General features: G+C 66.0%; 5 protein-coding genes. All 5 read right to left on the bottom strand.

Annotation, left to right across the window (positions count from 1 at the left end):
- Positions 1 to 283: 283 nt before the first annotated feature.
- Positions 284 to 1,462: a multiple monosaccharide ABC transporter permease gene (gene mmsB, locus AB0N78_RS10685; RefSeq protein WP_363389559.1), complete on the bottom strand. Its 1,179-nt coding sequence runs from the start codon at positions 1,460 to 1,462 to the stop codon at positions 284 to 286.
- Positions 1,459 to 3,009 carry a multiple monosaccharide ABC transporter ATP-binding protein gene (gene mmsA, locus AB0N78_RS10690; protein ID WP_363389562.1) on the bottom strand — a complete coding sequence of 517 codons (1,551 nt, stop codon included), beginning with the start codon at positions 3,007 to 3,009 and terminating at the stop codon, positions 1,459 to 1,461. The genes mmsB and mmsA overlap by 4 nt, the downstream gene beginning before the upstream one ends.
- An 82-nt stretch (positions 3,010 to 3,091) precedes the next feature.
- Positions 3,092 to 4,237, bottom strand: coding sequence for a multiple monosaccharide ABC transporter substrate-binding protein (gene chvE / locus AB0N78_RS10695; RefSeq protein ID WP_363389565.1), 1,146 nt, complete (start codon positions 4,235 to 4,237; stop codon positions 3,092 to 3,094).
- A gap of 409 nt (positions 4,238 to 4,646) precedes the next feature.
- Positions 4,647 to 7,853 carry an Ig-like domain-containing protein gene (locus AB0N78_RS10700; RefSeq protein ID WP_363389568.1) on the bottom strand — a complete coding sequence of 1,069 codons (3,207 nt, stop codon included), beginning with the start codon at positions 7,851 to 7,853 and terminating at the stop codon, positions 4,647 to 4,649.
- 314 nt (positions 7,854 to 8,167) lie between these two features.
- On the bottom strand, positions 8,168 to 11,857 hold the full coding sequence (locus AB0N78_RS10705) for an Ig-like domain-containing protein (RefSeq protein ID WP_363389571.1): 3,690 nt from the start codon (positions 11,855 to 11,857) through the stop codon (positions 8,168 to 8,170).
- Positions 11,858 to 11,978: the final 121 nt, after the last annotated feature.

Here is an 11,978-nt window from a genome sequence, read left to right on the forward strand (position 1 = left end):
GTCACCTTCTGAGGCGATTCAGGCAATATCGGGCTCAGAAAGTGACCCATCGGCGCAGACCGGACGGCCCGGGCCCAGCGGGTGCGAGTGCATGTGCGGACGTGGACGTGGAGGCGCGGGCGAGCACAGGCTCGGGGCGCGGACGGCGCGGACGCTTCGAGTGCGGGCAGAAGCGCAATTCGCGGGCCGGGAAGAGCGCGGCACCCCGGCACTCGGTGCGGGCACAGACGCGCGCAGGCCCGGACCCTGTGCGGGAGGGCCCGGGCCTGCGTGGCGGGAGGCGTCAGCGGGTGCCTGCGCGGCGCTTGTTGTAGATGTCGAAGGCCACGGCCAGCAGCAGCACCAGACCCTTGACAATCTGCTGCGTCGACTGCGGGACACCCATCAGCTGCATGCCGTTGGACATCACGGCCATGATCAGACCACCGACCATCGCACCGGTGACCCGGCCGACACCGCCGGTGGTCGACGCGCCACCGATGAAGCAGGCGGCGATGGCGTCGAGCTCGAACATGTTGCCCGCACCGGGCTGGGCACCGTTGGACCGCGAGGAGTAGATGACACCCGCGACCGAGGCGAGGAAGCCCATGTTGACGAAGATCCAGAAGTTGACCTGCTTGACCTTCACACCGGACAGCTGCGCGGCGTTGAGGTTGCCGCCGATGGCGTACACGTGCCGACCGAAGACCGTCCGGTTGGTGACCAGGTTGTAGGCCAGGATCAGCACCGCGAGGATGATCAGCACGATCGGCAGGCCGCGCGAGTGCGCCAGCTGCCAGGCGAAGAGCATCACGACGACGGCCACCGCGACGATCTTGGCGATGAACAGTGGCATTGCCTCGACGGACTGCTGGTAGCGCACCCGGCCCATCCGCGAGCGGTAGGACGCCACCGCGTAGCCCACCACCGCGACGGCGGCGATCACCAGCGTGAAAACGTCATACCCGTCGCCGCCGAACAGCCCGTTCAGGAATCCACCGGCCACCTTCTGGTACGTGCCGGGGAACGGCGACAGCGAGATGTTGTCCAACACCTCATAGGTGAGGCCGCGGAACAGCAGCATGCCGGCCAGGGTGACGATGAACGCCGGGATCCCGACGTAGGCCACCCAGAACCCCTGCCAGGCGCCGACCAGCAGACCGACCGCCAGTGCGGCGAGGATGCCGACCCACCACGGGTTGCCGTTCTTGATCACCAGCACCGCGGAGACCGCGCCGGTCAGTGCGACCACCGATCCCACGGACAGGTCGATGTGCCCGCCGATGATCACGATGACCATGCCGATGGCGAGGATCAGGATGTAGGAGTACTGCAGGACGATGTTGGTGATGTTGCCCGGCTGCAACAGGGTGCCGCCGGTCAGGATCGCGAACAGGACGATGATCGCGACGAACGCGATGTAGATGCCGCTCTGGCGCAGGTTCTTGGTGAAGATGTCCCGCAGCCCGGTCACTGCCGTCACTGGACAGCCCCCTTCGAGTGGTCGCGTTCGAGCGTCATGAGCTCCATCAGCCCTTCCTGTGTCGCCTCGTGCCGGTCCTTCATTCCGGTGATCCGGCCGAATGCGAGGGTGTAGATGCGGTCGCAGATGCCGAGCAGTTCAGGCAGCTCGGATGAAATGACCACGACGGCCTTTCCGGCATCCGCGAGCTTGTTGATGATCGTGTAGATCTCGTACTTGGCACCGACGTCGATGCCGCGGGTCGGCTCGTCCAGGATCAGCACCTCGGGATCGGTGTAGATCCACTTGGACAGCACGACCTTCTGCTGGTTGCCGCCGGAGAGTTTGCCGGTCAGCGCCATGACGGTCGGGGCCTTGATGTTCATCGACCGCCGGTAGTCCTCGGCAACCTTGATCTCCTCGTTGCCGTTCACCCAGCCACCGCGCGACATCTTCTTCAGTGCGGCGGCGGAGATGTTGCGGCGAATGTCCTCGATGAGGTTGAGGCCGTAGGTCTTGCGGTCCTCCGTGGCGTAGGCGATGCCGTGGGAGATGGCCTCGGTGACGGTCCGGGTGTTGATCTCCTTGCCGTGCAGGAAGACCTTGCCGGAGACGTTGCGACCGTAGGAGCGCCCGAAGACGCTCATCGCCAGCTCGGTGCGCCCGGCACCCATCAGCCCGGCGATGCCGACGATCTCCCCGGCTCGGACCGCGAAGTTCGCCCCGTCGACCACGACCCGGCCCGGCTGAGTGGGGTGTTCGACGTGCCAGTCCTCGACCCGGAACACCTCCTCGCCGATGGTGGGCGTGTGGTCCGGGAACCGGCTGTCCAGGTCACGTCCGACCATCCCGCGGATGATCCGCTCCTGGGTGACCTGGTCGGCCTGCATGTCCAGGGTCTCGATGGTGCGACCGTCGCGGATGATCGTGGTGGAGTCCGCGATGTCGGCGATCTCGTTCAGCTTGTGCGAGATCATGATCGAGGTGATGCCCTGCCCGCGCAGGTGCCGCAGCAGGTCGAGCAGATGCTCGGAGTCGGAGTCGTTCAACGCCGAGGTCGGCTCGTCCAGGATCAGCAGCTTGACCTTCTTGGACAGCGCCTTGGCGATCTCCACCAGTTGCTGCTTACCAACGCCAAGCTGGCCGATGGGAGTCGTCGGGTTCTCGTCCAGACCGACCCGGGCCAGCAGCTGGGCGGCCTCCGAGTTGGCCTTGTTCCAGTCGATGATCCCGCCGGCCTGGCGCTCATTGCCCAGGAAGATGTTCTCGGCCACCGACAGGTAGGGCACCAGGGCGAGCTCCTGGTGGATGATCACGATGCCCTTGTCCTCGGAGTCGTTGATCGAGCCGAACTCGACCTTCTCTCCGTCGAAGACGATGTCGCCGTCGTAGGTGCCGTGCGGGTACACCCCGGAGAGCACCTTCATCAGGGTCGACTTCCCGGCACCGTTCTCACCGCAGATCGCGTGGATCTCGCCGCGGCGGACGTTCAGGTTCACGTCCTGCAGGGCCTTGACGCCCGGGAAGGTCTTGGTGATGGACTGCATCTGAAGGATGTGGTCGCTCATGCAGCCGTCCTCGTTCCTCATGCGTGGGGGACGCCCCCGGGGCCGGTTCGCACCGACCCCGGGAGCAGGGTGTTCAGATGGATCAGGCCTGGCCGCTGGCGACCTGGTCCTCGGTCCAGTACCCCGAGTCGATGAGCAGCGACTGGATGTTGTCCTGGTAGACGATGTCCGACTCGAGCAGGTACGACGGGACGACCTTCACGCCGTTGTCGTAGGTCTCGGTGTCGTTCGCCTCGGGCTCCTCACCGGCCAGGTACGCCTTGGCGGTGGTGACGGCCTGCTCGGCGAGCTTGCGGGTGTCCTTGAAGATGGTGGAGAACTGCACGCCATCGTTGATCAGCTTCACCGAGGCGATCTCGGCGTCCTGACCGGTGACGATGGGCAGACCGGCCTCAATGGAGTCGCCGTAACCGGCGTTCTGCAGCGCGGTGATGATGCCGCGGGAGATGCCGTCGTAGGGCGACAGCACGCCGTCGACCTTGGTGCCGTCGGAGTAGGTGGAGGTCAGCAGGTCCTCCATGCGCTTCTGAGCGGTCTCCTGCAACCAGCGCAGGGTGGCGACCTGCTCGATGTCCGTCTGACCGGACTTGATCACGATGGTCCCGTCGTCGATGAACGGCTGGAGGGTGTCCATCGCGCCCTGGAAGAAGAAGTGCGCGTTGTTGTCGTCCAGCGACCCGGCAAACAGCTCGACGTTGAACGGACCGGTGGCGGTGCCCTCGGAGCCGTCCGCGTTGAGCAGGCCCAGGCCGACCAGCAGCGAGGTGGCCTGCTGCACGCCGACGTTGTAGTTGTCGAAGGTGACGTAGAAGTCGACGTTCTCGGTGCCGTTGATCAGGCGGTCGTAGGCAATCACCGGGATGTTGGCGTCGGCGGCGGCCTGCAACTGGTTGGCCAGTGCGGTGCCGTCGATGGACGCGACGATCAGCAGGTCGACGCCCTTGGTGATCATCTGGTCGATCTGCTGGGACTGGGTCGGGATGTCATCCGCCGCGTACTGCAGGTCGACGTTGTAGCCCGCGTCCTCGAGCTGGCTCTTCACGGCATTGCCGTCGGCGATCCACCGCTCGGAGGTCTCGGTGGGCATCGCCACACCGATGGTCTGCTCGCTCGGGTCGGCGCTCTCGCCACCGCCGGAGCCGCTGTCACTGCCGGCGCCGCCGCCGGAGCATGCGGCCAGGCCGAGGGCGAGAACCCCCGCCACAGCCGCGAACCTGATGCTCTTCATGTCCTTCTCCTCCTTGAGAGGGGTGCTGACCTCGTCGTCATCGCTCATTCCCCCTGAGCCGGGGCGGACCGTCGTCGGGCCGTCTCCGGTGCACCTCCAGGCGTCGGTGCCGGGCACGCAGAAACTCTCGGGGCTTGACTTCAAGAAGTCAAGCCAAAGCCGAGGGGGCAGAGGTTGCAGATGGGTAACAAGCCACTTAATCGTGCGGAAGGGTGCATCACTGCAGATCAGAGCAGGTGTCTCGGTTCACGGACCCGTGGCCGGATCGGGCGACTTGTGCACTCCGGTCGGGTGATTGTGTTTGGCTTCGAAACTCAAACCCCGGGGTGTGCGCACAACAAGAACGGGCCGGGACTCCGTAGGGAGTCCCGGCCCGTTCGTCGGGTCAGCGGTCAGACCGCCATGTCACTCAGTCGCGCGCGGTCCCCCGCCGACGCAGCGCGACCAGCACCGCACCCACCAGACCGGCGGCCAGCGCCAGCAGCACCGTGATACCGGCAGGCGAGCCGGTCACAGCCAGCACACGGCTGCCCGCACCGTTGCCGGTGTCGCCGGGTGCCGCCGCCGGGTCACCCACGGTCATCGTGATGGTCACGACCGTGCGGGTGCCGTCCGCGTTGATCACGGTGACGGTGAAGGTGTCCGTCCCGGAGAAGCCCGGGTTCGGGGTGTAGACGACCTTGCCGTCCACAATGGTCACAGTCCCGTTCTGACCCTGCGTCACCGACGAGATCGACTCCGCACCGGTCTCACCGAGAATGTCGATGGTCTTCGACGTCTCGAACGGGGTCTCCGACGCCAGGTCCACCCGGGCCGGGTCACCCACGGTCACCGTCACGACGACCTCGCGCTCGGTGCCGAACTCGTCGACCACGGTCACCGTAAAGGAGTCCTCACCGGAGAACCCGGGGTTCGGGGTGTACGTCACGGTGCCATCGGGGTTGAGGGTGACCGTGCCGTTGTTGCCATTGGTGACATCGGTGGCGCCGTCCGGCACCTCGATCACCTTCGGGGTCTCGTACCCGGTGGAGTCGGCGATCTCGATGGCCGGCGGACCATCCACCGTGACGGTGACGGTGACGTCGTGCTCGTTGCCGAACTCGTCGGTGACCGTCACGGTGAACTCGTCATCGCCCACGAACCCGGGGTTCGGGGTGTAGGTCACGGTGCCGTCGGGGTTGACCGTGACGGTGCCGTTGTCACCATCGGTCGCACCGGTCACGGTGTCGCCGTCGTTCTCGGTGACGTCGACCTCGACCGGGGTGTTGTAGTCCGTGCCCGCGTCCACCGTGGTGTCCTCGGGCCCGCCGACGGTGACATCCACGACCACGGCAGTGGAGTCGCCGTTCTCATCGGTCACGATCACCGTGAACTGGTCCTCGCCGACAAAGCCCGGGTTGGGGGTGTAGGTCACGGTGCCGTCATCGTTGATCGTGACGGTGCCGTTGTCACCATCAGTCACCTCGGAGACGGTGCCACCATCGGTCTCAGCGACCGGGTCCACGATCACCGGGGTGTTGTAGTCGGTCTCGGTGGCGAGCTTGACGACGTCGCCCACGGTCACCTCAATGGTGACCTGCACGTCGTTGCCGTACTCGTCGGTCACCGTCACGGTGACCTCATCGACGCCGACAAACCCGGGGTTCGGGGTGTAGACGACCTCACCGTCCACGATCTCGGCCGTGCCGTTCTCCGGCTGGCCGACCGAGGTGATGGACTCCGCGCCGGTCTCACCCAGCACATCCACACTCACCGGGGTCTCGAACGGGGTCGAGGTGGCCACGTCAACCGGCTCCGGGCCGGCGACCGTCACGGTCACGATGACCGTCGCAGGGTTGCCGTCCTCGTCGATGACGCTCACCGGGTAGGAGTCCTCACCGACGAAGCCGGGGTTCGGGGTGTAGGTCACCGTGCCGTCCGGGTTCACCGTCACTGTGCCGTTGTCGGCCTGGCCGGCACCGGTGATCTCCGTGCCACCGGACTCGCCGAGCACATCGACGTCGACCGGGGTGTTGTAGTCGGTGTCGGTGGCGACCTCGAACGGAGCACCCACCGTGACCGAGACCACGACCTCAACCGGGGTGCCGAACTCGTCCAGCCCGGTCACCGTGAACTCGTCCTCGCCGAAGAAGCCCGGGTTCGGGGTATAGACGACCTCGCCGTCGACGATCGCGACGGTACCGTTCGCGCCCTGACCCACCGAGTTCACGGACTCTACGCCGGCGTCCGTGACGACATCGACCGCGACCGGGGTCTCGAACGGGGTGGCAGCGGCCAGCTCGATCGAGTCCGGAGCACCCACCGTGATCGTGACGATCACGGGGACGATGGCCCCATCGGCGTCCAGGCCCATCACGGTGACGGTGTCCTCACCGACGAAGCCGGGGTTCGGGGTGTAGACGACCTTGCCGTCCACGATCTCAGCCGTGCCGTTCACAGTCGCGGCAATGCTGGACAACGACTCCAGACCCGTGCTGGCGAGGACATCGACCGTCTTGGCGGTGTTGTACGCGGTCTGGTCGGAGGTGAGCATCGGCTCCTTGACGGTGACGGTGACGACGACGTCGAGGGGCTGGGTGTAGTCGGAGAACTCACCATCGGTCAGCAGCCGAACCGTGAAGGTGTCCACACCCACGAATCCAGGCTCCGGGGTGTAGACAGCCTCGCCCGACGGGCCTTCCTCCAGCACGACGCTGCCGTGGCTGGGCGCTGCCTGAAGGCTGTCGATCCACCCCTCGGTATCGAGCTCGTCGAGCACCGGAACACGAACCGGAGTGCCGAACGTGGTGACGGCAGTAGCAGTCGCCCGCGGGGGGACGACGTGCAGGGTCACCGTGCCGACCGACGTCTCCCCAGTCGACACGACCTGGTACTGGAGCGTGACCGTCCCGTACCAACCCGGGGCACCGGCGAAGACCAGGGACTTGCCTTCAAGATTGGAGTCGGCGGTCACAGCGACGACGCCGAAGTCCCCAACGAGGCTGGATGTCGGGGAGCCCTGATCGTTCTGCCACCAGAGGACCGGAGAGTCCGCGAGCAGGCCCTCCGCCGCCAGTTCCGACCACTCGGGAGTCTCGATGAGCGCCTGCGTCCAGGTATACATCCCGTCGGGGGGAGTGCCATTCCACGGAGTCATCTCGACAGTGGCCTCGAGGTCAGGCGCCGGGGCTGGGGGTCGGTTCAGCACCCGGAGACGTCCAGTGGCAGTCTGCCCGCCGCTGTCCTGCACGGTGTAGATGAACTCGTCGACGCCGACGAATCCCTCCACTCCCACGTAGCTGATCCACGAGCCCTGGATCGACACGCTGCCCTTCTCGGCTCCCGTCGCTCCGACCACACTGACGAGGCTCAGCGATGCACCGGTGTCATTGTCCAGCACCCTGATGATTTGCGAACCCGTGCTGGACGCCTTCCGGATCACCGTGTCGTCAACGGTCGTGATGCCGCCAACCGTTTCCCCTGCGGGGACCACCGGAGACTGAGCCATCACTGCCGAGCGACCCGCGCCGGCGACGGCTGAGGCGGCACCACCGCCCAGCACGGTCAGGGCCAGCGTCGCGGCGACGGCTGTGGACCGCCCCACGAGCCGACCGGCTCGACGATTCATGAACGACATGACGTACTCCTCAACGGTGGATCCCCCAGATGGGCTGCCGCGGCAGGGCGCGCGGACTGCGTGGCCCGGCGCGGACGCATGCCCCGAGCCCCGTCGGTGGTGTGATCACGCGCGACGGGCGGTTCAATCGTTGAGCGCACACCGAGAAGTTGCGGGCGAACAGCGTGCGGCTTGAGTGCAAATGAGTGGATGTTGAGTGCAAACGATCCATCATCGGGGGCGCGTCCAGGCCCATCACCTTCTCTATGCGTAGAGACGACACCGGGCCGGGACCCCACCGCAGTGGGGTCCCGGCCCGGTTGAGGAGTCGAGAATCAGTCCTGGACCGACCCCCGACGGCGACGGGTCGCCATCGTCAACGCGACACCCAACGCCGCGACACCCGCGCCGATCAGCCCGAGCAAGCCCGCGTCGGAACCGGTGATCGCCAGCACGCCGGTCCGGACGCCCTGACCACCGTTACCGGTGTCGCCGGGGGCCACGGCCGGGTCACCGACAGTCATCGTGATGGTCACGACCGTCCGGGTGCCGTCCGCGTTGATCACCGTGACCGTGAACGTGTCCGTCCCCGAGAAGCCCGGGTTCGGGGTGTAGACGACCTTGCCGTCCACGATGGTCACAGTCCCGTTCTGACCCTGCGTCACCGACGAAATCGACTCCGCACCGGTCTCACCGAGGACGTCGATCGACTTCGAGGTCTCGAACGGGGTCTCCGACGCCAGGTCCACCCGGGCCGGGTCACTCACGGTCACCGTGACGATGACCTTGCGCTCGGTGCCGAACTCGTCGACCACGGTCACGGTGAAGGAGTCCTCACCGGAGAAGCCGAGGTTCGGGGTGTAGGTCACCGTGCCATCGGGGTTGATCGTGACCGACCCGTTCTCGCCCTGACCTGTGCCCGAGATGGTGTCACCGGAGTCACCGATCACGTCGATGTCCTTCGGCGTCTCGTACCCGGTGGAGTCAGTGACCTCCGTGGCGGGCGGACCGTCCACCGTCACGGTGACGGTGACGTCGTGCTCGTTGCCGAACTCGTCGGTGATGGTCACGGTGAACTCGTCCTCACCGACGAACCCGGGGTTCGGGGTGTAGGTGACAGTGCCGTCGGGGTTGGTCGTGACGGTGCCGTTGTCACCATCGGTCGCACCGGTCACGGTGTCGCCGTCGTTCTCGGTGACGTCGACCTCGACCGGGGTGTTGTAGTCGGTGCCCGCCTCAGCGGTCCCATCCTCGGGGCCGGCGACGGTGACATCCACGATCACCGCGGTCGAGTTGCCCTCGTCATCGGTCACGATCACCGTGTAGTGGTCCTCGCCCACAAAACCGGGGTTCGGGGTGTAGGTAACGGTGCCGTCGTCGTTGACCGTGACGGTGCCGTTGTCACCATCGGTCACTTCGGAGACGGTGCCGCCATCGGTCTCGGCGACCGGATCGCTGATCACCGGGGTGTTGTAGTCAGTGTCCTCCGCCAGGTGCACCACATCGCCCACCGTGACATCCACGGTGACCTCGATGTCGTTGCCGTACTCGTCGGTCACCGTCACGGTGAAGGAGTCCTCACCGATGAAGCCCGGGTTCGGCGTGTAGACGACCTCGCCGTCCACAATCTCCACCGTGCCGTTCTCACCCTGACCCACCGAGGCGATGGTCTCCGCGCCGGTCTCGTCCAGGACGTCAACGGTCTTCGGGGTCTCGAACGGAGTCGTCGTGGAAATCTCCACCGGGTCCGGACCGGCGACCGTGACGGTGACAATCACCGTGTCGGGCTCGCCGTCCTCACCGATCACCGTCACCGGGAAGGTGTCTTCACCGATGAACCCCGGGTTCGGGGTGTAGATGACATTCCCGCCCTCATCGATGGTGACGGTGCCGTTCGCGCCGTCCTCCACACCGGTGACACTCTCACCCGGCACGTCGATGGTCTTGGGGGTGTTGTAGTCCACCGTGTCCTCAGCGGTCAGCGGCTCGTCGACGGTCACCGTGACGATGACCTCGACCGGGGTGCCGTGCTCATCCAGCACGGTCGCAGTGAAGGAGTCCTCACCGGAGAAACCCGGGGTCGGCGTGTAGACGACCACGCCGTCCACGATCTCCACCGTGCCGTTACCCGCCGTGCCCACCGAATCGATGGACTCCGCGCCGGACTCACCCAGCACGTCCACCGTCTTCGGGGTCTGGTACGGGGTACTGGTGTTCAGCTCGACGGCCTCCGGACCGGCGACCGTGATGGTCACCGGGACCTCGACGGTCTCACCGTTCTCGTCCACAACGGTCACCATCACGGTGTCCTCGCCGACAAAGCCAGGGTTCGGGGTGTACACCAACTGACCGTCAACGATCTCAGCGGTGCCGTTTTCGCCCTGGCCGGTGCCGGTCAGCTCGGTGGCGCTGGTCTGGTCCAGCACATCGACGGTCACCGGGGTCTCGTACGGAGTCTGCGCCGAGGCCGCGATCTCCTCACCGACCGTCACGTCGACCACGACGGTGTGCGGGGTGCCGTACTCGTCCAGCACCGCGACGGTGAAGGAGTCCGCACCGGAGAAGCCAGGGTTCGGGGTGTAGACGACCTCTCCGTCCACGATGGTCACAGTCCCGTTGCTGCCCTGGCCGACCGACCCGACCGAGGTGCCACCGGTCTCACCGACGACATCGATGGTCTTCGGGGTCTCGAACGGGGTGCTGGTCGACAGTTGCTGGTCCGCCGGCGGGGCGACGGTGAGCTCGACGGTGACCGAGGTGAGCTGTCCATCCGCGTCCAGCCCGGAGACGGCGAAGGAGTCCTCGCCGACATACCCGGGGGTGGGCGTGTAGACCAGCTCACCGTTCACCATCTCGACCGTGCCGTGCTCGGCCTGGCCGAAGCTGGTGATGTCGGTGGTGCCAGTGGAGGCCAGGTCAATGGACTTGGGGGTGTTGTAGTCCACCAGATCGGTGATGACCTGGGGCTCCAGGACCGTGACCTTCACGACGACGTCGAGGACGCTGATGTAGTCCACACCGTCGAACTGGACCTTGATGCGAGCGGTGTAGGTGTCGACACCGTAGAAGCCCGGCTGCGGGGTATAGACCGTCTCGCCGTCGATGATCTCGACTGCGCCATTCTCGGGGTCCGACACGATGCTGTCGATCCAGCCCAGACCGGTCTCGTCCTTCTCCAATACCGGCACTTTGATCGGCGTGCCAAAAGTGGTCACGGCAATCATCTCAAGGCTCGGCGGAAGCAAATGCACAGTGATCGTGCCGACATTGCTCACAACGTTGGAGAAAAGCGTATCTGTGATCTGGTAGGTAAACGTGTAATCCCCGTAGACGCCCTGGCCCGCCAGGAACACCCAGCCATCTGGGTAATATCCCGTGAAACTGCCCACAGCCATATCCAGATCCAGCGCCTGGTACAAATAGCTGCGCGGGGCGGGGATACTCGCTTGCCCGGCTTCAGCTAGGGCGACATAGCGCGGATTCTCGGCGAGGTACTCGACCCAGGTCGCCTCCTCGGAGTTGCTCTGGTCCCACAGTCGCATCGGAAGCGTGATCTCGTGATCCAGCGCCACGGGCATATCGCGGACCGAGAAATGGACCACACCAGTGGCAGTGGTGCCACTGGAATCTTGCACCGTGTAGATGAAGTCCTCGTGGTGAGCCGCAGTGGAGTCGGCGGGGGTCCACGAGATGGATGCTCCACCCACAACGGTCGCGGTCCCCGACTCCTGCCCGGTGGCCCCGACGACGCTGAGCACCGTCAGGCCATCGCCCGTGTCATTGGAGAGCACAGAGACCCGGGGGTAGAAGCCCGCTCCCTTGCCGACGTACGTGTACCCATAGTCGTCCACCGTGGTGATCCCACCCACGGTCTCCGCGGCGGCCACCGGCGGGACCGCCGATGGTGTGTTCGCTCCGGCGAGCGCGGATGCCGCGCCTGCGCCGAGTACGGCGAGGGTCAGCGCCGCGGTGACGGCGGTGACCCGTCCCGCGAGCCGACCGGCTCGACGATTCCTGTAAGACATGGCTTCTCCTCTAGATGCCACCCCAGGAGTCGTCGGCGCAGGGCGCAACGACGGCACGACGGGCCGCCCATGGAGCGGTCCGTCGTCCGGGGGTGAGCTGCACTCAGACGCGTCGTGCGTC

It is taken from the genome of Cellulomonas sp. NPDC089187 (assembly GCF_040685135.1).
Classification (GTDB): Bacteria; Actinomycetota; Actinomycetes; order Actinomycetales; family Cellulomonadaceae; genus Cellulomonas.

Bases quoted from the DNA above. Each gene is read 5' to 3' on its own strand.
- mmsA (WP_363389562.1), bottom strand. From the start codon at position 3,009: ATGAGCGACCACATCCTTCAGATGCAGTCCATCACCAAGACCTTCCCG.
- chvE (WP_363389565.1), bottom strand. From the start codon at position 4,237: ATGAAGAGCATCAGGTTCGCGGCTGTGGCGGGGGTTCTCGCCCTCGGC.
- AB0N78_RS10700 (WP_363389568.1), bottom strand. From the start codon at position 7,853: ATGTCGTTCATGAATCGTCGAGCCGGTCGGCTCGTGGGGCGGTCCACA.
- AB0N78_RS10705 (WP_363389571.1), bottom strand. From the start codon at position 11,857: ATGTCTTACAGGAATCGTCGAGCCGGTCGGCTCGCGGGACGGGTCACC.